The 21236-nt window shown below is 40.1% G+C and carries 15 protein-coding genes; 7 read left to right on the top strand and 8 right to left on the bottom strand.

Annotated features, from left to right (window positions below; translation table 11 throughout):
* Nucleotides 1-129 precede the first annotated feature (129 nt).
* Both B806_RS0108600 and B806_RS0108605 read right to left on the bottom strand, forming a co-directional pair.
* The gene (locus B806_RS0108600; RefSeq protein ID WP_005078784.1) at nucleotides 130-3255 is read right to left on the bottom strand and encodes an efflux RND transporter permease subunit; all 3126 of its coding nucleotides are present in this window, start codon (nucleotides 3253-3255) and stop codon (nucleotides 130-132) included.
* Nucleotides 3252-4358, bottom strand: a complete 1107-nt coding sequence (locus B806_RS0108605; RefSeq protein ID WP_017386203.1) for an efflux RND transporter periplasmic adaptor subunit — start codon at nucleotides 4356-4358, stop codon at nucleotides 3252-3254. The genes B806_RS0108600 and B806_RS0108605 overlap by 4 nt, the downstream gene beginning before the upstream one ends.
* A 148-nt stretch (nucleotides 4359-4506) precedes the next feature.
* On the opposite strand from B806_RS0108605, the gene B806_RS0108610 reads away from it, so the two are divergent.
* From B806_RS0108610 to B806_RS0108625, 4 genes are all read left to right on the top strand, one after another.
* Nucleotides 4507-5130, top strand: a complete 624-nt coding sequence (locus B806_RS0108610) for a TetR/AcrR family transcriptional regulator (protein ID WP_002119184.1) — start codon at nucleotides 4507-4509, stop codon at nucleotides 5128-5130.
* Between the two features lie 170 nt (nucleotides 5131-5300).
* Nucleotides 5301-7985 carry a phosphoenolpyruvate carboxylase gene (ppc, locus tag B806_RS0108615; protein WP_017402871.1) on the top strand — a complete coding sequence of 895 codons (2685 nt, stop codon included), beginning with the start codon at nucleotides 5301-5303 and terminating at the stop codon, nucleotides 7983-7985.
* 296 nt (nucleotides 7986-8281) lie between these two features.
* Nucleotides 8282-9577 carry a solute carrier family 23 protein gene (locus tag B806_RS0108620; protein ID WP_002119102.1) on the top strand — a complete coding sequence of 432 codons (1296 nt, stop codon included), beginning with the start codon at nucleotides 8282-8284 and terminating at the stop codon, nucleotides 9575-9577.
* An 80-nt stretch (nucleotides 9578-9657) separates the two neighbouring features.
* Complete coding sequence (locus tag B806_RS0108625; RefSeq protein WP_017386205.1) at nucleotides 9658-10548, top strand: LysR family transcriptional regulator; 891 nt, start codon at nucleotides 9658-9660, stop codon at nucleotides 10546-10548.
* An 8-nt stretch (nucleotides 10549-10556) separates the two neighbouring features.
* On the opposite strand, the gene B806_RS0108630 is transcribed toward B806_RS0108625, so the two are convergent.
* The 3 genes from B806_RS0108630 to ilvD form a co-directional block, all read right to left on the bottom strand.
* Nucleotides 10557-11288, bottom strand: a complete 732-nt coding sequence (locus B806_RS0108630; protein WP_017386206.1) for a sulfite exporter TauE/SafE family protein — start codon at nucleotides 11286-11288, stop codon at nucleotides 10557-10559.
* Between the two features lie 77 nt (nucleotides 11289-11365).
* Nucleotides 11366-12655, bottom strand: a complete 1290-nt coding sequence (locus tag B806_RS0108635) for a hypothetical protein (RefSeq protein ID WP_017402872.1) — start codon at nucleotides 12653-12655, stop codon at nucleotides 11366-11368.
* Nucleotides 12656-12967: 312 nt separating this feature from the next.
* Nucleotides 12968-14797 (bottom strand): dihydroxy-acid dehydratase, encoded by a 1830-nt coding sequence (gene ilvD / locus B806_RS0108645; RefSeq protein WP_013196516.1) that lies wholly within the window; start codon nucleotides 14795-14797, stop codon nucleotides 12968-12970.
* 347 nt (nucleotides 14798-15144) lie between these two features.
* Between ilvD and fmt the strand changes: the two genes are divergently transcribed.
* The gene (gene fmt, locus B806_RS0108650) at nucleotides 15145-16107 is read left to right on the top strand and encodes a methionyl-tRNA formyltransferase (RefSeq protein WP_017386208.1); all 963 of its coding nucleotides are present in this window, start codon (nucleotides 15145-15147) and stop codon (nucleotides 16105-16107) included.
* Nucleotides 16104-17408, top strand: coding sequence for a 16S rRNA (cytosine(967)-C(5))-methyltransferase RsmB (rsmB, locus tag B806_RS0108655; RefSeq protein ID WP_017386209.1), 1305 nt, complete (start codon nucleotides 16104-16106; stop codon nucleotides 17406-17408). The genes fmt and rsmB overlap by 4 nt, the downstream gene beginning before the upstream one ends.
* A gap of 40 nt (nucleotides 17409-17448) precedes the next feature.
* Here rsmB and B806_RS0108660 read toward each other — a convergent pair whose 3' ends face one another.
* Both B806_RS0108660 and B806_RS0108665 read right to left on the bottom strand, forming a co-directional pair.
* The gene (locus B806_RS0108660; protein ID WP_002119126.1) at nucleotides 17449-17592 is read right to left on the bottom strand and encodes a methionine/alanine import family NSS transporter small subunit; all 144 of its coding nucleotides are present in this window, start codon (nucleotides 17590-17592) and stop codon (nucleotides 17449-17451) included.
* A gap of 12 nt (nucleotides 17593-17604) precedes the next feature.
* Nucleotides 17605-19083 (bottom strand): sodium-dependent transporter, encoded by a 1479-nt coding sequence (locus tag B806_RS0108665; protein ID WP_002119149.1) that lies wholly within the window; start codon nucleotides 19081-19083, stop codon nucleotides 17605-17607.
* Between the two features lie 639 nt (nucleotides 19084-19722).
* Here B806_RS0108665 and B806_RS0108675 point away from each other — a divergent pair.
* Nucleotides 19723-20427: a TIGR04219 family outer membrane beta-barrel protein gene (locus B806_RS0108675; protein WP_079381041.1), complete on the top strand. Its 705-nt coding sequence runs from the start codon at nucleotides 19723-19725 to the stop codon at nucleotides 20425-20427.
* A gap of 47 nt (nucleotides 20428-20474) precedes the next feature.
* Here B806_RS0108675 and B806_RS0108680 read toward each other — a convergent pair whose 3' ends face one another.
* On the bottom strand, nucleotides 20475-21071 hold the full coding sequence (locus tag B806_RS0108680) for a glutathione S-transferase family protein (RefSeq protein ID WP_017386210.1): 597 nt from the start codon (nucleotides 21069-21071) through the stop codon (nucleotides 20475-20477).
* Nucleotides 21072-21236: the final 165 nt, after the last annotated feature.

Consider the following 21236-nt stretch of genomic DNA (forward strand, 5'->3'; position numbering starts at 1 on the left):
CCTCAATTCACTGCATTTTGCCTATTTTTTATGCAGCAAAATAATCCTGTATTTTTTGTGTAAAGACAGGTGCTACTATATTGGAGTTTTCAATATTTCGCACCTTTATTCACAAAAAATTTATGTATTTTATGCGGTTTTTTTCACCTTAAACCACGCTGCGTAGAGTGCAGGTAGGAAAAATAATGTCAGTAAGGTGGCAACAATCAATCCGCCCATGATCGCAACAGCCATCGGACCAAAGAAAATACTTCGCGAAAGTGGAATCATGGCCAGAACAGCGGCTAAAGCAGTCAAAATAATTGGACGGAATCGACGCACTGTCGCTTCAATAATTGCTTCCCAAGTTGGATGTCCCGCTTGTCGGTCCTGCTCAATTTGATCAATCAAAATAAGCGAGTTACGCATGATCATGCCAGAGAGCGCAATTGTGCCTAACATGGCCACAAAGCCAAATGGTTTGTTAAATAACAGTAAGAATAAAACAACACCAATTAAACCCAGTGGAGCTGTTAACAACACGATGGTCGAGCGAGACAAGCTTTTGAGCTGAATCATCAGTAATGTCATGACCACTGCCAAGAAGAGTGGCATACCCGCATTCACAGAATCTTGCCCACGTGCAGACTCTTCTACGGTTCCACCCACTTCAATGAGATAGCCACTTGGCAATTCAGCACGTAACTTATCCATTGATTCAGCTAACTCACCCACAACGGTAGCAGGCTGTAAATTGGTACGAATATCTGCGCGAACAGTAATCGTCGGTAAGCGGTTACGATGCCAGATCAAACCATCTTCAAACTTATACTCAATTTTCGCGATTTGAGCTAAAGGTACAGTGGTTCCATTGTTCGTTGGCACAGCTAAGCTTGCCAGTGAAGCCACTTCAACGCGCTCTGCTTGGTCCCCGCGTAAGCGAATTTCAATGAGTTCACGTTTTTCACGATATTGCTCAATCGCACTACCAGTAATTGATGCATTAATGAAGTTCGCTAAATCCAGACTAGAGACACCCATTTGTCGAGCACGGTCTTGATCAATTTGAATGGAAATGATCTTACTTGGCTCGCCCCAATCTAAATGCACATTGGTGGTATTCGGGTTTTCACTCATTACTTTAGCGACTTGCTGCGCTTCTTTACGTACCAGATTTAAATCTTCACCTGACACACGATATTGCAATGGATAACCAACAGGTGGGCCATTTTCAAGTAATGACACACGAGTACGGACTTGTGGGAGTAACTGCTTAATTTGTGTTTCTAACGAACGACGAATGTCATCACGATCATCAAGTGATGATGCGAGTACAACAAACTGAGCAAAGCTGGCTTGCGGTAATTGCTGGTCTAAAGGTAAATAAAAACGTGGTGAACCTGTCCCTACATAGGCCACATAGTTATCAATACCTTTTTGTTTCGACAAGAATTTTTCAACCTTTTTCACAGCTTGTTCTGTTGCTGTTAAAGAAGCACCTTCTTCAAGCTTTAAATCGACTAAAATCTCGGCACGGTTTGAAGGCGGGAAAAACTGCTGAGGTACCATCTTAAACATCAGCACAGAGAGCACAAAAATCCCCACCGTCGTTGCAATCACGGTTTTACGATAGGTCACACAAAACTCGACCATCTTTCTAAAACGTAAATAGAAACTAGATTGATAAGGATCGTAATGATGGTCCTGTGAAATTGCCACAGTTTGCGGTTGCGGTTTTTTCGTTAATCTTGCCCACAAACGGACATACCAAGGGGCCTGATGTCCTAACTTGGTAAAGTCTGGTAATAGCTTTTCACCTAAATAAGGTACGAATAAAACTGCCGCGATCCAAGACACCAATAAAGCAATGGTCACAACCTGAAAGATAGAGCGTGTGTATTCACCTGTACTAGACTGAGCCGTAGCAATCGGTAAAAAACCTGCCGCGGTAATCAATGTTCCCGTGAGCATCGGAAATGCGGTAGTTTTCCACGCAAATCCGGCGGCTTTAATCCGGCTATAGCCCTGCTCCATCTTAATGGCCATCATCTCGACGGCGATAATGGCGTCATCGACTAACAGACCTAACGCCAAGATCAAAGCACCAAGTGAAATCTTATGCAGTCCGACATCGAATAAACTCATACCGGCAAAGGTCATTGCTAAAACTAATGGAATAGAAAAAGCGACCACCAAACCCGTACGGAAGCCTAAAGAGAAAAAACTCACTAACAAGACAATAATGACTGCTTCAGCGAGTACCTTCACAAACTCATGAATACTGCGTTGTACTGCTACAGGTTGGTCAGAAACTTTTTGCAATTTCATGCCGAGTGGCAAGGTCTTTTGCAGTTGGGCAAATTCTGTTTCTAGATTTTTACCAAGGGCAATAATGTCACCGCCTTTACGCATCGAAACGGCAATGCCAATACCATTTTCACCCATGAAACGCATACGTGGTTGAGCAGGCTGACTAAAACCACGATAAACATCAGCAACGTCACCAAGCTGGATGGTTTTATCACCGACCAATAAAGGTGTTTTTTTAATTTCATCAATGTTTTGTAGATGACCACTTACTCTAATTTGAATACGGTCTGTACCCGTTTCAAAAAAGCCAGCACTTGCCATACTATTTTGCTTTTGTAAGGCTTCTTGAATCGCTGTAACTGGAATTCCGAGCTGCACCGCTTTAGTGTTAGAAATCTCAACCCATATTTTTTGGTCTTGTAGACCAATCAATTCGACCTTACTGACATCCTTGACTCGTTGAAGCTGTAATTGCAAACGATCTGCATATTCTTTCAAAAGTGCATAGTCAAAGTCTTTGCCTGTCAGTACATAAATATTACCGAAAGTGTCCCCAAATTCATCGTTAAAAAATGGGCCTTGTACACCGTTTGGCAGTTCATGGCGAATATCATTCACCTTCTTACGGACGTTATACCAAACGTCAGGGATCTGTGCCGATGTCAGAGAGTCCTTGGCAACAAACGTAACCATCGACTCACCTGGGCGGGAGTAAGCCATAATCTTGTCATACTGCCCTGTTGTCATGAGTTCCTTTTCGATACGGTCAGTCACCAGCGTTGAAACTTCTTTCGCTGTTGCTCCCGGCCAATAGGTTTGTACGACCATGACTTTAAAAGTAAATGGTGGGTCTTCACTTTGTGAGAGTTTTGAATAAGAGATCGCGCCGATAATGCCAAGTAACAGCATAAAATAAAGGACGATACCTTTATTATTTAATGCCCATTCCGAGAGATTGAATTTCATGGCTGGATTGCTCCCTGAATTTTCACCGCACGGTTTTCACGGTCAATCGGGTGAATCTTCTGCTTATCGCGTAGCAAATGCACACCACCAATCACCACCCAATCATTTGGTGTTAAACCAGATAGCACGGGTACACTGTCTCTGCCATATGCACCAACCGTTACGGGTACTTTACGTAAAGTTTGATTCGCATTAACAACCCAGACATAAGGCTGATTATCTGTTGCTGAAACGCTCGAAAGTGGCACACTCATCACGTTGGTTTGAGTTGAGGTAAAAAATACGCGTGCACTTTGTCCAAGTTGGATAACAGACTGCCCTTCTTTGAGTGCAACTTTCACTGTAAAGGTACGAGACTGATCAGCCGCAGGAGAAACTTCGCGTACATATCCAGCAAATCTTTCATTCGGTTTAGACCACAAGGTGATCCAAGCGCCTTGACCAACTTTAATCTCGCTAACCGCTTGTTCAGGAACACCAATAACAACTTCACGCTCTCCATCAATTGCCAGTTGATAAGCAGCTTGTCCTGCTGCAACCACTTGTCCAATTTCTATATTTCGCGCAGTAATCACCCCGTTTTTGTTAGAAACGAGTTGGTTATAACCAGTTTGGTTAGCAGAAACCTCATAGTTAGAACGAGCTTGCTGTAGCGCCGCTTGTGCCGCGTCATATTGATTTTTTACCGTATCGAATTGCGAACGGCTCACTGCATTAATCGGGAGTAATTGTTGAAAACGTTTAAGTTCATCTGCTGCTGTTTTTGCCGAAGCCTGTGCATTATCCAGTTGGGCTTTAGCAGCATTTAATTGTAACTGAGCATCTGCCACATCGAGTTTTGCTAATACTTGTCCAACTTTAACTCGGTCGCCTACATCCACATAGCGCGCCGTAACTTGTCCACCAACCCGAAATGCCAAAGCCGTTTGTTGTCTAGCCTGCACATCCCCTGCATAGCTTTTTTGTTCATTGAGTGTGGTTAATGGCTGCGCCACCATCACATAGGGTATTTCTTCTGTTTTGGGTGCTTCTTTACTGCATCCCATTAATGTGACCGTACAAACAATCACCATACTCATGATGAGAGGTTTTAACAGATTCATATCTTATCGCTCTTATTCAAACTGATTTTTTAAGGCACAATATGCTTGCATCATAGTTTGTTTGTTTTTTAATTAATATACCTATGAGTACATTAATTAAAAAAAACTTATAAATATTTATTTTTCTGAACTTTTATTAGAGGGTTTTGTGCAAACAGTTAATCAAAGTGGTCGCCCCAAAGATCTGGAAAAGCGTGCTCGTATCCTACAAGCTGCGAAAGCTATTTTTTTAAAATCCGGTTATCACGGTACTAGCATGAACCAGATTGCACAGGAAGCAGGCGTTACTAAACTCACGGTTTATAACCACTTTCAAGATAAAGTGAACCTGTTTATCTGCGCGATTACGGAAACTTGTGAAGAGACACTGTGCACTAAACAATTTGACTTAGATACATCGGCAGACTTCTATCAAACACTCTTTATTGTATGTTCACGTGCCTTACAAATTATTTATTCACCTGAAGCATTAAAGCTTGATCATGTATTGTTGGAGCTTGCAGCCGAACAGAACCCACTCGCCCTACAGTTTTTTGAAGCTTCACATACACGAATGGAGAATCAATTAGCTGAGTTTTTTCAAAAAGCTGCTCAATTAGGTTTCATTCAAGCCGATGATCCGATCTATCAAACAGAACTGCTTTTGACCTTATTGCTTGGTGTACGCCATCACAAGGTTTTACTGGGCATTACTGCTGCCCCAAATGCACAGGAGCTAGAGCAAATTATTCGCGACGCAATTAATTTATTCTTGCTCAAATATCGGAATTAAACCAAAGTCCGATTGTCAAAAGTTGCGCTAAGTGCATGCCAGCTTTTAAGACACTACAAGCGAATTAAATGTTATTTTTTAAGCAAAAATTCACATTTTCTTACGCTCAAAGCTTGGAATGTTTGTTAATCGCGCTATATTCGATAAGAATAAGAACAGGAGAAAATAGCATGGTTCAGCAAATCGATGCGCCACTGCGTGAGGATGTCCGCTTACTTGGTAATTTGTTAGGTGAAACCCTAAAACAACATGCAGGACAAGAACTGTTTAATCAGATCGAGCAAATCCGTGCTCTTGCCAAAGGTGCACGTGATGGTCAAGCTGAAGCCGAAAAGCAACTAGAACAATTATTTTTAGAACTGCCCGATGAAGAGTTACTTCCTCTCACCCGCGCTTTTTCTCACTTCCTCAATTTTGCCAATATTGCCGAGCAATATCATGTGGTCCGTAGCCGCAGACAGGCAGAGTTTGATTCGGATGCAAACTCTCCGAATCCGCTGGTTCACTTATTTCAAAAATTTAAAGATAAAAGTATTTCAACAGAAAAACTATTCCAGCAAATTTGCGATCTTAAAATTGAGTTAGTACTTACGGCGCACCCAACTGAAGTGAGTCGTCGTACCCTCATTCAAAAATATGATGATATTAACGCTTGCCTCTCACAGCTTGATCAGCAAAAACTTACCCCACGCGAACGCCAAAATGCACTTGCGAATTTAAAGCAACAAATTAGTTCGGCTTGGCAAACAGATGAAATCAGACAACACCGTCCGACTCCAGTCGATGAAGCAAAATGGGGATTTGCCACAATTGAGCAAACACTTTGGAATGCTGTACCTAAATTCATTCGCGAGTTAAATGAATTAGTTCAAGAAAACTGCCAACTCAATTTACCACTTAATATTGCACCAGTACGTTTCGCATCTTGGATGGGTGGAGATCGTGATGGCAACCCAAATGTTACCCATCAAATTACCCAAGAAGTACTGTGGTTATCACGCTGGCAGGCTGCCGACCTCTATTTAAGAGATATCGAAAACTTACGTTGGGAACTTTCAATCCAGACTTGTTCCGAAGAAATGATTCAGGCAATTGGTAGCCAACATGCAGAACCTTATCGTGAATATTTACGTGCTACACGAGAGCGTTTAAAAGCGACTCGACACTGGTTAGCTCAGCGTTTACAAGGCTTAGAAGCAGACGACAGCAATGTTATTAAAAGTAAAGATGAGCTTTTACAACCATTATTGCTGTGCTATCGCTCTTTAATCGACAGTAACCTACCTGAAATTGCGAATGGTCAACTGCTCGACTTTATCTACCGTGTGAACTGTTTTGGTATTGAATTACTTAAACTCGACATTCGCCAAGAATCAGGCCGTCATCGCCAAGCGATTTCAGCAATTACCGAATATTTAGGTTTAGGTAATTTTGAGTCATGGACTGAACAAGCGCGCCAAAACTTCCTCATTCAAGAATTACAAAGTAAACGCCCGCTTTTACCGAAATATATTAATGAACCTGAAGGCAGTTTGATTGGTCATCCAGATGTTCAAGAAGTATTTGCAACCATGCGTACTTTGGCAGACCAACCACCTGAGTCTTTAGGGGCATATATTATTTCGATGGCTGAATATCCAAGTGATGTTTTAGCTGTACTGTTATTGCAAAAAGAAGCAGGTATTCAGCATCCTTTACGTGTAGTTCCTCTATTTGAGACTTTAAAAGACTTAGATGGCGCTGCAACTACCATGAATACGCTGTTCAATATGCATTGGTATAAACAGCACATTCAGGGTAAACACGAAGTCATGATCGGCTACTCCGACTCTGCAAAAGATGCTGGCTTCATGTCTGCCAACTGGGCGCAATATCGTGCTCAAGAAGAGCTGACTGCAATTGCTCAAACACACGGCGTACAGTTGACACTATTCCATGGTCGTGGCGGTTCAATTAGCCGTGGTGGCGCACCAACCCAACAAGCTCTATTCTCACAGCCGCCGGGTTCAATCTCTGGTGCAATTCGTGTCACAGAACAAGGTGAAATGATCCGTTTCAAATTCGGTCTAGAAGGTATTGCCATGCAAAACCTTGAAATCTATACCGCGGCAACGCTTGAAGCGACATTATTACCACCACCAGAGCCTAAAGCCGAATGGCGTGAACTCATGAACCGTATGACAGATCATTCTGTTAAGGTTTATCGCCAAACAGTGCGTGAAAACCCTCACTTTGTGAAATATTTACGTACCGTCACTCCTGAACTTGAATTACAAATGTTGCCATTAGGCTCGCGTCCTGCAAAACGTAAAGTTAGTGGCGGCATCGAGTCTTTACGTGCGATTCCATGGGTATTTGCTTGGACACAAATTCGTTTGATGTTGCCTGCATGGCTAGGTACAGGTGCTGCCATTAATGAAGTGATTGCCGATCAGCAAAAAGCAACTCTTGATGAAATGCTTCAGCAATGGCCTTATTTCCAGACGCTGATTGATATGCTGGAAATGGTATTGTCTAAAGCCGATGCCAATATTGCACTCTATTACGAGTCTCATCTGACTGAAGATGAAGATTTAAAAGTGCTCGGCAACCAATTACGCCAACGCCTAAAAGATGCTGTACAAACTTTATTAACCTTAAAAGATGAATCAAAGCTTCTGAGTAATAATGATGTTCTTGATCAATCTATGCAGGTTCGTAAACCATACTTACTTCCTTTGCATCTTTTACAGGCTGAACTCATGAAGCGTCGTCGTGATTATCTTGCTGAGCGTCAGGCAGAACACACCCCTGTTGACCATGCACTTATGGTGAGTATTGCAGGTATCGCTGCTGGTTTACGTAATACAGGTTAAGCTGATTTTACCAATTGTTTCATAAAGCAGTGCATCTCGATGTGCTGCTTTTTACTTGCAAAGTTCTTTATTTTTCTTAAATTTTCTCCGATTTTCTATTTTTTTGAATATTTTTTAAAAATCATAAAATTAATTTTTATGAGAAAAAAATAACTAAATACGCACATTTAGTTTTTTAAAATTATACCAATCGTTAAAAAATAATTACTTTTCACTCATATACTTCTCTGTAGAGATTAAATGCACTCCCAAGAAAGAGTATCATGGCAGCAATTAAAGAATAATGAGCTTATTTTATGTCCAATTGGTTTCCAAAATGGCAGCCTTACCAAGGTGATATTGACCATCGGCCAGTCTCTACCAATGAATATCTCCCACCAGTTCAAAGTGCTGTTTTGGGTATTCAACATGCATTTGCCATGTTTGGAGCAACTGTTTTAGCACCATTACTCATGGGCTTTAATCCTAACCTTGCCATTTTAATGTCTGGTATCTGTACCATCCTGTTCTTTTTAATTACAGGTGGTCGTGTTCCAAGTTACTTAGGATCAAGTTTTGCCTTTATTGGGGTGGTTGCAGCTGCAACTGGGCATATTACAGGTTCAGGTGCCAATCCAAATCTATCTATGGCTTTAGGTGGAATCGTAGCATGTGGTGTTTTTTATGCCATCATCGGTTTTATCGTGATGCTTACTGGTACACGCTGGATTGAAAAACTCATGCCGCCTGTGGTGACTGGTGCCATTGTGATGATTATTGGTCTGAACCTTGCACCTGTTACGATTAAAGGTGTTGCAGGCCAACCATTTGAAATGTGGATGGCCTTAATTACCGTACTTTGTATGGGTAGTATTGCAGTCTTTACTCGTGGCCTGTTGCAACGCTTGCTTCTGTTGATTGGTTTGATCTTGGCTTATGTGATTTATGCCATCACCACCAATGGGCTAGGTTTAGGTAAACCAATCGATTTTAGCCAGATCTCACAAGCCGCATGGTTTGGGATTCCAAGCTTTTCGCATCCTACTTTTGACACGAATGCTATGCTAATTATTGCGCCAGTTGCGCTTATCTTAGTAGCAGAAAATCTAGGACATATTAAAGCTGTTGGCGCGATGACTGGTGAAAACCTGACTCCACAATTAGGTAAAGCATTTGTTGCAGATGGTTTGGCGACAACATTATCTGGTAGTGTCGGCGCTCCAGGGATGACTACTTATGGTGAAAACATTGGTGTGATGGCAGTCACTCGTGTGTACTCAACCATTGTTTTTGTGATCGCAGGTGTCTTTGCAATTTTCTTAGGTTTATCTCCAAAATTTGGTGCGGTAATTAGTACTATTCCAAGTGCTGTTTTAACAGGCGCGTCTATTGTTGTGTTTGGTTTAATTACCATTGCTGGGGCCAAAATCTGGATTGAAAACAAAGTTGATTTTTCTAACAATAAAAATCTAATTGTTGCTTCAGTCACGATTATTTTAGGTGCTGGTAACTTTGAATTATTGTTCGGTAACTTCAATTTAGGTGGTATTGGTACCGCAACTTTTGCAGCCATTATTTTAAATTGGCTGTTTAGTTTAAAAGATAAAACCTAAATTCAAAAAGGCAGCGTAAGCTGCCTTTTTTTATTACGATTTAGTATGATGACTTTTTAGCCTTCAATACGTTCCCTGTCATGCGTTTTGATTTTTTTGATTTACAGCTAGTACTTCATATTGTCTCTACGGGTAGCCTAACCAAAGGTGCTGACCGCTCTGCAATTTCACTTCAAGCTGCCAGCGAACGTATAAAAAAACTCGAACAATATTTTGAAACGCCCTTATTTATTCGCCACACGACGGGAGTGGAACTCACCACAGCAGGACACGCTTTTGTAGAGCATGCTCGTCAGCTTATGACACAAAAAGAGCAGCTTGAACAAGAAATGCAGCGTTTTAGGCCGCCTACAACAGAGTCATTAACGCTTTGGTGTAACTCTTCTGCTCAAAGCGAATATTTGCCTCCGTTATTACCACAATATTTGGTGCTTCATCCCGAAATGAACATTGATTTACACGAGGCAGAAAGTTCAGAAATTGTAGAGGCATTAACGCAAGGAGTTGCAAATCTTGGGCTGGTCTCAAGTTTTTTTGATACCCGCCATTTGCAAACTAAGGAATTTGCTAGTGATCCATTAGTTCTGATTTGTCCTCCTACTCACAATTTAGCTCAACACCAACAGCTGAATTTGGTAGAGGCTTTAAGTTATGGTTTTATTGGTCTTAAGCCCCACCATTCGTTGCAACAGTCCATCGAAACTCAAGCTAAGCTATTGGGCTTTAACATACAGTACCGTTTGCGCTTACCTAATTTTGGGGCGATTGCTGAGGTAGTCGCCAAAGGCGTCGGAATTGCGATTATGCCGGCTCGTGCTGCCCAGCGTTTGCAATCGGACTATGACTTTCATTCCATTCAACTACTAGGTGCGTGGGCAAATCGTAAACTGCTTTTGGCCACACAAAATTTCAATCAGCTACCTAATAGTTATAAACAATTTTCAGATTTTTTATTGCAACATCGCCCTTAAAAATTGGCTTAATGCAAAATCATATAAAGCCCTAATGACACCAAACCTATAAAAAAGATACGGCGAAATAATTGCTCGTTGAGTCGATAGCGGATTTTTTTACCTAACCACATTCCAACGAGCGCCGCCAATAATGCAGCAAAAGATAAACGATAATCCAATGTCATTCCCGACATAGGGTTGTGGTGTAAAAAGACTGCAAGGCAAATGGTAGAGACAGTAAACGTTAGTCCTAAAGCCTGAACCAACTCATCCCGCTTTAAATGTAAAGACTGCAAATAAGGAACGATTGGAATAATAATGACACCTGTTGCTACAGTCACTGCCCCGCCGATATATCCAATAATCGGTGATAGCCAACGTTCATACTTCCCTAAGTGTGGAAGTTTCTTCACGCACAGACCATAGAGTCCATATAGGGCCAACATGCAGCCTAATAAAATCTCACTACTATGCCCATGACTTTGGCTTAAAGTGGGTAGAAAGCTCCATATTGAGCCCACCACAATGCCCACAAGCAAAGTCCAGAAACGGCGAATAAAAGCCCAGACATGTCCTTCAGCAAAAAGCTGCCAGACGTTGGTGACCATTGAAGGAACTATCAGAAGAGATGCTGCCTGAAAAGGGCTCATTGCGATGGTGAGTAAGCCCATCGATACCGCGGGCAATCCTAAACCGATCATGCCTTTAATCATGCCAGCGAAAGCAAAGACCACTATAATAATTGCTAAAAAAGTCACTGTTTATCTCCGATTCCTTAAAGGATATGCTACGGAAAAAACAGGTACTGCCCTATTCTTGTTTTTAGGAGTAGGCCTCAATTAAAAGTTGAGGCTGTTTTATATTTTTCTTCTAATACATTGCTAAAAATACTTTCGATCATCCACACACGATACAAGCTATTAAATACGTAGGTCTGACCATCAATACGCAGCTCTAAAACCGGTAAATCAGGCTGATGCTTGTCTTTGCAAAGTGCATCATTTTGCACCAAAACAGATTGAACATCTTGATCGGTTAGCTGCTCAATCCCAAGTTGCTGCTGTAACTGTTGAAAATGTTTTAAGAAAGATAAATCTTTTCCTTTCGTCCAAACTGCCTGTAATATTGTGAAAATCGTATCGATTTGCTGATTTTCTTGCACACTATAGAAAAGCTTTGCCATCTCTAATGTACTTTCCTCAGTAGGGCGACAAAATGGCGTAAAGGCCACACCTGTTCGTTTAGAAACACGAGTCGCCAAACTCCAGTCAAACCAGTCTCGACCTTGATAACTTAAAGGGTAAACTTTTAGTTGAATATCATAATAATCAGCCAGTTCTTCTTTAATATAAGCAAGTAACAACCAGCTCATTGGATCTTCTAAAGCAATATAAATATCAAGCTCAGGATGAAGTGTTTGAATCTCGGTGAGTGCCTCAGCATCATTAATCAAATGTTCACGCCATTCGATATGATTAATTAAAAAAATTGGATTCCCAGTCAGTAACTTTTGCTGCTTCAGACGACGAGTCAAACGTAATAAATCGTCTACTGCGTGATATTTACGTCCACCAAATTCAAAGTATGCCGCAGGTACAGGCTCATCCGTAAAAATGCGTTCTGAAAAATGTTGAGGAAGCTGATGTTTAACTGCCATGGCATGTAAAGTTCGCAACTTTCCATATTGTTGCTGCCAAAGCATGTGGAAAATATCTTCTATTAAATGGAAGAAATTCTGACCTTGTAATGGGGTTCTTTTTAATATGACTGCCGCTTGTTTTAAAGATTCTGGGCTTGGGATTTCTGGAAATTCATCAAAACCGAAACGATGTTGTTTGGCTAATATCTTGGCATCATTCAGACAATAATTTTGCCACTCTTCATGCGACATGCTGTTTGGAGGTTCAGAAGCCGTATGCGAAATAATAATTTTTAAAGGCTTAAGTTCATCACTTAAAATTTCATCTAGCTGAGACAATTGCTGAACAGCCAAATAGCTATACACATCATCAAGCCGTAAATAAATACTTAAACCATTTTCCGTGGGTAACACCGCTTGACGAGAAGGCTTTTGGTAAAACCAGCTCGATCGAATAGGGTCAAACCAACGGCGTAGCAGTGACATGAGTTGTGCCTCTAAAAAATAAATCCTAAGCGAGATCAAAGATTGTTTTGATCATAGTGCAAGGTAAAACAGTAGTCGAGATTGAAATATAACTACCTTAGTTTACGCAGAAAATAAGTCATGTTTTAGCAAGTTTCTACGTAGGTGAAGATTTTATCACCATTTTATGGCAAACCCATAGAATGATCTAAAAACACCTTTTTCTACAAGCTGATTTTTTTTACCAGACATGAAAAATGCACCCTTAACATGATAGCAATTCATCGTGTTAAAGGGTGCATGATTCCTAATCAATTATTAAAATTGAATATTTTATAGAACGCGTACAGCTCCTTTCGCTGCACTTGTTGTATGCATTGCATAAACTTTTAACGCTTTTGATACTTTACGTTTACGTTCTTCTTTCGGATGCCAGCCTTTCGCTTCTTGCACTGTACGACGATGTGCCATAGTCGCATCATCAACGTTTAAGTGAATCGTACGGTTTGGAATATCGATTTCAATAGTATCGCCATCTTCAACCAAACCAATTGCACCACCTTCAGCTGCTTCTGGTGAAACGTGACCAATCGAAAGACCTGATGAACCACCAGAGAAACGACCATCTGTTACCAATGCACAGTCTTTTCCTAAACCTTTCGATTTAAGGTAGCTGGTTGGGTAAAGCATTTCTTGCATACCCGGGCCACCACGTGGACCTTCGTAACGAATCACAACCACATCGCCAGCTTTAATGTCATGACCTAAAATTGCGTCTACAGCCGCATCTTGGCTCTCAAATACACGTGCCGTGCCTGTAAATTTCAAGATTGATTCATCAACACCCGCAGTTTTCACGATACAACCATCAAGCGCGATGTTGCCGTATAGAACCGCTAAACCACCATCTTTAGAGAATGCATGTTCTGCATTACGGATAACGCCTTTTTCACGGTCGCCATCTAATGTTGAATAATAGCGATTTTGCGAGAATGCAACTTGAGTTGGAACACCACCTGGTGATGAACGATAGAATTCATAAACGTCTGCATCTTCAGTACGGATAATGTCCCACTTATCTAATGCATCTTTTAAAGTTTTCTCATGTACAGTCGGCACTGATACATCAAGCAACTTCGCACGATCAAGCTCACCTAAGATCGCCATAATGCCACCCGCACGGTGAACATCTTCCATATGAACATCTTGTTTTGCAGGCGCTACTTTAGACAATACAGGAACTCGACGTGATAATTCGTCAATATCATCCATTGTAAAATCAACTTCTGCTTCACTTGCCGCAGCCAATAAATGCAGAACGGTATTGGTTGAACCACCCATTGCAATATCAAGGGTCATCGCATTTTTAAATGCAGCCTTGGTTGCAATTGAACGAGGTAAAATGCTTGCATCTTCTTGTTCATAATAGCGCTTAGCCAATTCAACAATAAGCTGGCCTGCTTTTAAGAATAATTTTTTACGGTTTGCATGCGTCGCAACAATCGAACCATTACCCGGTAAAGATAAACCTAAAGCTTCTGTTAAACAGTTCATTGAGTTTGCAGTGAACATACCTGAACATGAACCACAGGTTGGACATGCCGAACGTTCAAATTCTTCAACTTCTTCGTCTGTATAACTTTCATCAGCCGCAACAACCATTGCATCAACAAGGTCAATCGCTTTTTCATTACCGCGGAACTTAACCTTACCAGCTTCCATTGGTCCGCCAGACACGAAAACAACAGGAATATTCAGACGCATCGCAGCCATGAGCATTCCCGGAGTAATCTTGTCACAGTTTGAAATACACACCATGGCATCTGCACAGTGTGCATTCACCATATATTCAACTGAGTCAGCAATCAAATCACGTGATGGTAAAGAATAAAGCATGCCGTCATGCCCCATTGCGATCCCGTCATCTACTGCGATCGTATTGAACTCTTTAGCAACACCACCTGCTGCCTGAATTTCTGCTGCGACAAGCTGCCCTAGATCTTTAAGATGTACATGGCCCGGCACAAATTGAGTAAATGAGTTGACCACCGCAATAATCGGTTTGCCGAAATCCTCATCTTTCATTCCTGTTGCACGCCATAAGCCACGTGCGCCAGCCATATTTCTTCCGTGTGTCGATGTTTTTGAACGATAGTCAGGCATTAGTGTTTCCAACAAGTTGTGCTTGAGCGGAATTTTTCCCGCTCTGGCGAATGATACTGATATAGCGTTAGATCAGTCGGAATATTGACTCATCATCATAATTTGATCATTCTCCATTCTATAGAAGCAAATAATATTCGGAAAGCCAAGAACAGTAATAGACAGTCAATATTTAGCAAAACTTACATGAATAATTTTTTATTTTTTCATAACCATTTTTTATCAATAAAATTTTTTCAATAATTTTTTGTTCACTATTTAAAAACTAAAATGCTCAATCGCCATGATTTTAGGGCTTCAATCGTTTTTCACGTATACTACGCCTAAACTCTTTTTGGATTGCATTTGTGAAAATTATTTTTGCTGGCACCCCCGAATTTGCTGCAACAGCATTGGCGGCTTTATTAAAAACTTCCCATGAAATTATCGCGGTTTATACTCAGCCAGATCGTAAATCGGGTCGTGGACAAAAACTAACGCCATCTCCCGTAAAACAACTTGCACTTGAGCATAATATCCCTGTTTATCAACCCCTTCACTTTAAAGCATCTACAGAAGAAGGACTCGCAGCTCAACAACAACTGGCAGCTTTAGGTGCCGATGTGATGGTAGTTGCAGCCTATGGTTTGATTCTTCCACAAGCTGTGCTCGATACACCGAAATATGGCTCTTTAAATATTCACGGATCACTATTACCTCGTTGGCGCGGTGCAGCACCAATTCAGCGTGCGATTGCAACAGGTGATGAAGAAACCGGAATCACCATCATGCAAATGGCTGCTGGTTTAGATACAGGCGATATGATGTATAAAACATACTGCCCAATCACTGCCGAAGATACCTCAGCGACTTTACATGACAAACTCGCAGCTCAAGGTGCAACAGCAATTTGTGCGGTACTTGATTCAGAAGAAACACTACAAAAATATTTGGCAGAACGCGAAGTTCAAGACGAAAGCTTAACGGTCTATGCTCATAAGCTCGTAAAATCAGAAGCTCGTATTGATTGGGCAATTGATGCTATTCAAGTTGACCGAAATATCCGTGCTTTTAACCCTTGGCCAGTTGCTTTTGTTCAACTTGATGAAAATAATGCTCTACGTGTCTGGAACTCTCTAATTTCTAGCCAAACCAAAGCAAGTGCTCAAGCTGGTGAAATTATTGCAATCGATAAACAAGGTGTGCACGTTGCTTGCGGTGAAAATACATTTATTTGTCTGACTAGCGTACAGTGGCCAGGCGGTAAAGCATTAAACTCTCAACAAATTGCACAAACTCAAAAACTTCATGTAGGACAAATTTTGCCATGAGTCAGGTTACCTCAAATTCCTCACGTTTTAACCTGCGTGCTCAAGTCGTCCAGACATTATTAAAAATTCAGCAAGGCCAATCACTCGCTAGTATTTTAAATACACAGCTCAATCAGGTCGCAGAGCGCGATCGTGCTTTGTTTCACGAGTTGGTTTTAGGTACATTGCGCCAATGGTTTGCGCTTAAATCAATTAGCCTACCTCTACTCAGCAAGCCTTTAAATAATGAGACAGTAGAAACCTGTCTTTATGTTGGTCTTTATCAAGTTTTATGCACGCGTATTGCAGCGCATGCCGCTATTTCAGAAACAGTAGATGCAACCAAACAACTTGGATTCCCTGCACTCAGCGGTATTGTGAATGCAATTTTACGTCGAGCTACTCGTGAAACTGATGACTTTCAACAAGGTTTACAGCAGGCGCATGGCTTACCAAGTTGGCTTTTCAAAAGGTTAAAAAAGGATTGGGGTGAACAAACGGAATTTCTCTGCCAATCTTTGAAGCAAGTCGCGCCTATAACCTTAAGGGTGAACCAGCGTCATATTGGCCGCGATGCTTATTTAGCAAAACTACAAAGTTTAGAAATTCAGGCACGTGCATGTACTTTGTCGGAAGCAGGTATTGTTCTTGAACAATCTGTACAAATTACTCAACTACTTGGTTTTGAACAAGGTTGGTTTTCTGTACAAGATGAACACGCTCAGCTTTGCGCAACATTATTGCCAGATTTGAACAATAAAATAGTAGTTGATGCGTGTGCTGCCCCAGGCGGTAAAACTGCTCATTTACTTGAAAAATTTAAACCTGCTCAGCTCATTGCGATTGATCAGGACCCAAGCCGTTTGGTGCGTGTAACTGAGAACTTAAATCGCTTAGCACTTGATCAAAGTCATACAGAGATTTTGGCAGCCGATGCAACTCAATGGGTACCTGCACATCCAGTAGATTGTATTGTGCTCGATGCACCTTGCTCTGCTACAGGTGTTATTCGTCGTCATCCTGACATACGCCTATTGCGCCAATCTACCGATATAGCTCAAACCATTGAACTACAAAAGCAGATCTTGGACCACATGTGGCAACAGCTCAAAGTTGGCGGTACATTGCTTTACATCACCTGTTCAATTTTAAAAGCTGAAAATGAACAGCAAATGATGACTTTTTTTGCTGAAAATCCAAATGCAAAAGAGATCAAGATTGATGCTGATTGGGGAATCCAGCAAACCCATGGCCGACAATTACTGCCACAAGCGCAGTCTGGTGACGGATTTTATTATTGTAAAATCCAAAAAATTGCATAAAAAAAGCAGGCTTTAAGCCTGCTTTTTTACTCGATCAGCATTAAAGTGTGTGCTGATCCTTTACTTCTTCTAAAACATCATCTAACTCTTCAGGATGTTTCGATAAATGAATAATGGATAAAGCCAAGCCACCCCATAAAAACACCATCGAAATTACCATCATTACGATTGCTGAAGTATTCATTATTCTATCCTCCTAGCGATCTTTCATTTTGCTTAAAACAATTGCAACGACTGCACAGAAAATCACACTACCCCAGCCGAATACACCTTGTAAGCTCATACTATAAGTATCATAGCCATTTTTGATCAAATTAAATACAGTCATACTGAGTGTAGTTAACAAGATTAATGATGTAATCACTGTTAAAGTGAAATCCCATCCTTTACCTAATTGAATAGTTGAGATGCGATTTACGTGATCACGAAGTTCCTTCAGTGCAGAACGTTTAAACCAAGTCACGGCAATAATAGAAAGTAAAGCACCGCCAATAATGCCGATGTTATTGATAAAGTGGTCAACAATATCAACCAGCTTAATTGCGTTTACACTTGAGAATAAAATAATTGATACAAGCGCACTACCACCACCAATAATGGTTACAGCTTTTTTACGGCCCCATTTCAATTTATCTTGCATTGCTGCAATAGGTACTTCCAAAATACTCACCATCGAAGAAATACCTGCGACGAAAAGTGAAGAGAAGAATAAGAAACCAAATAAATCGGCACCTGTACCTAAACTTGAAATAATTTTAGGGAACGCAATAAATGCTAACCCAATCCCGCCACTCACAACATCTTTAACTTCAGTACCTGCCGCATGAGCCATAAAACCAAGCGCTGCGAAGATACCAATACCAGCCAGAATCTCTGTTGATGCATTTGCAAAACCAACGATTAAACCAGAACCTGTTAAATTCGTTTTTGGTTTCAAATAAGATGCATAAGTCACCATGATCCCGAAACCGACAGAGAGGGAGAAGAAAGTATGGCCATAAGCAGCTAACCAAACTTTATAATCCATCATTGCTGACCAGTTCGGCGTAAAGAAAGCATTTAAGCCTTGAACCGCGCCTGGTAAACGTAATGATTGAATCACTAAAATAGTGAAGAGAATGAATAATAAAGGCATGAAAATCTTATTCGATAATTCCACACCTTTTTTCACACCACCATAAAGAATGATTAGAGTAAGTGCCCAAATCCCAACAATCGGCCAGAATAAATGACCTACAAACTGTAAATCAAAACCGGTTGCTTTTGTGGTCTGCAAATAGGTATTAAAGAAGAAACCTTCCGGATCACTTCCCCACATTTGGCCAATAGAGAAGTAAACATAACTACCAGCCCAAGTGAGTACACTTGCATAGTACAAACCAATGATGATACAGACACAAACCTGCCACCAACCTAATGTTTCCCCGCCTTTAAATAGGGCACGATACGCTTTAGGAGGTGAACCAGTACTACGATGTCCTACCGCATAATCTAAAAATAGTAACGGTAAACCAGCAGTAATGAGTGCCAATAGATAGGGAATAAGAAATGCGCCACCACCATTTTCATAAGCAACGTATGGAAAGCGCCAGATATTACCTAAGCCTACAGCCGAACCAACGGCTGCAATAATAAAACCAGATCGTGACGTCCAGTTTTCACGAGAATCTGTCATAGAACACCTAATGTTAAAAGATTACTTATTTTTACTGCTATTGTTGATTGTTATTCCGCATGCAAAAAAAGAACCAAAAAATACTTTTGTGTTTGTAGAAAATAAAATGCACCTTTTGAGTATTTTTATTCCCTTAACAAACAAGCAAAAATAGAAAATTCTTCCTTAAAGATTTTTGTCCATTTTTTGCCCCTATATAGCTGAACAATACCTGTTTTTATTTCTTTTTACTGTAATTTCCGTCAGAAATTTTACGAATTTTCTGAGTTTTTTTCACAATTGGTTATTTTTCAGCTAATATTTACGTACTACTACTTGCAGATCAAAATTATTATTCAATGCAATTTTATTGCAATCCCTGAAAATACTTATTTAATTACTCAACTTATCCACTAATTTATTTTTAACTCCCTAGTTATCAATTAAAATTTAATAAGTCCGATACGATTGACAAAATTTATACTAAATTTTCTAAAAGATTAAATTCATTTAAATGAAGAAGAAAACAATAATTATTTGAATTAAATAAACTTTTTTAAGGTTTAAAAATTTACTCATCTCACACACCTCAGATCCTTATTTTTTATCAATGCATCTGTAGCAAGATGTCTATATCATGCGCTCAAAGATTTCTTTTATGTGGATGTAAAAATGAAAATATTAAAAATATCTTTATTAACGCTCGGGATGGGCTTAAGTGGCTTTGCTCAAGCAGACTTCGTAGGAGTAAAAGGCGACGTAGGTTACTGGTTCTATGACGGTAAAGCTAATATGTCTTCTCAATCACCTGAAGATCAAGATTTAGATCAAAAAGGTAGTGCTCAAATCTCATTAGCAGTAGAACACCCAATTCCATTTATTCCAAATGCAAAAATTCGTTATGTAAATTTAGATACCGAAACTAAATCAGAAACTTTAGGTCAAGCCAACTATAAAGTTGATTTAGATCATAGCGATTTTATCCTCTACTACGAGTTACTAGATAATATCGTAAGTGTAGATGCTGGTCTTGGTGCCACTGTATTAAATGGTGATATTACTGCGTATACAGGTAAGCGCGTGGATATTGATAAAACATATCCTATTGCTTATTTGTCAGGTGAAGTAAAACTTCCGTTTACAGGCTTAAGTGCTAAAGGTGAAGCAACTTATACAAACTTTGATGATGCACGAATTACAGATGCACTGGCAGAAGTAAAATATAAATTTGCAGATAACCTACTCATTGATCTGGGTCTAACAGCAGGCTATCGCGTACTTAATATCGACTTAGATGACTACGATAACAATGATCTTAAATTTGAGTTTAAAGGCCCATATGTAGGTCTAGAAGCACATTTCTAAATCAGAATTTCAGAACTAAAAAGAACTCGATATGAGTTCTTTTTTATTTAAATCATATCTACATAACCTAAATATTCTCGAATTCTTTGACACCATACTTGAATATTTGGATATAACTTTAAATTAAAGCCACCTTCTTCAGCGACATGTGTGTATGCATATAAGGCAATGTCAGCAATAGTTAATTGATCTCCAACAAGATAGTCGTGATCTACTAAAGCTTTATCCATAATAGATAGTGCTTTATGGCCTTTTGGCTGTAAATTATGATATTCCTCTATTCTTTCTGCTGGTAAACCTAAATATTTATTAATAAAACGAGCAACTGCAATAAATGGTTCATGACTATACTGCTCAAAGAACATCCATTGGTACATTTTTGCTTTAATAAAAGGATCTGTAGGAATAAATTTTGTTCCTTCAGCCAAGTAACCTAAGATAGCATTCGACTCGCTCAAAACATGACCATCTTCTAGGACTAATACTGGTATTTTTCCATTAGGATTTAAGGACAAAAAATCAGCTGATTGAGTTTCTTTGTTTAAAATATCAACGTGGATCCATCTATGGTTAATATTTAATAAGGAAAGTAATAGTTTTATCTTATAGCAGTTACCCGAACTGACATCACCATAAATTATCATAGATGCTCTTCCCTTATTATGCATACTTAAAAGATTAATTTTCTTATTATTTATAGCACAACTCTTCCTTAGTATTTTTATATTTATTCCCCGCCTATATATTTTTTCTCCCCCAATAAAGAAACACCCCCATTCATTAGAACGGGGGTGTTTAGAATAATGAGC

The organism is Acinetobacter sp. TG2027 (assembly GCF_000302435.1).
In the GTDB taxonomy this organism is placed as follows: Bacteria; Pseudomonadota; Gammaproteobacteria; order Pseudomonadales; family Moraxellaceae; genus Acinetobacter; species Acinetobacter pittii.

Excerpts from the sequence above, each read along its gene's own strand:
- B806_RS0108600 (WP_005078784.1), bottom strand. The coding sequence starts at position 3,255 with ATGAAATTCAATCTCTCGGAATGGGCATTAAATAATAAAGGTATCGTC.
- B806_RS0108605 (WP_017386203.1), bottom strand. The coding sequence starts at position 4,358 with ATGAATCTGTTAAAACCTCTCATCATGAGTATGGTGATTGTTTGTACG.
- ppc (WP_017402871.1), top strand. The coding sequence starts at position 5,301 with ATGGTTCAGCAAATCGATGCGCCACTGCGTGAGGATGTCCGCTTACTT.
- B806_RS0108620 (WP_002119102.1), top strand. The coding sequence starts at position 8,282 with ATGTCCAATTGGTTTCCAAAATGGCAGCCTTACCAAGGTGATATTGAC.
- B806_RS0108625 (WP_017386205.1), top strand. The coding sequence starts at position 9,658 with ATGCGTTTTGATTTTTTTGATTTACAGCTAGTACTTCATATTGTCTCT.
- B806_RS0108635 (WP_017402872.1), bottom strand. The coding sequence starts at position 12,655 with ATGTCACTGCTACGCCGTTGGTTTGACCCTATTCGATCGAGCTGGTTT.
- ilvD (WP_013196516.1), bottom strand. The coding sequence starts at position 14,797 with ATGCCTGACTATCGTTCAAAAACATCGACACACGGAAGAAATATGGCT.
- rsmB (WP_017386209.1), top strand. The coding sequence starts at position 16,104 with ATGAGTCAGGTTACCTCAAATTCCTCACGTTTTAACCTGCGTGCTCAA.
- B806_RS0108660 (WP_002119126.1), bottom strand. The coding sequence starts at position 17,592 with ATGAATACTTCAGCAATCGTAATGATGGTAATTTCGATGGTGTTTTTA.
- B806_RS0108665 (WP_002119149.1), bottom strand. The coding sequence starts at position 19,083 with ATGACAGATTCTCGTGAAAACTGGACGTCACGATCTGGTTTTATTATT.
- B806_RS0108680 (WP_017386210.1), bottom strand. The coding sequence starts at position 21,071 with ATGATAATTTATGGTGATGTCAGTTCGGGTAACTGCTATAAGATAAAA.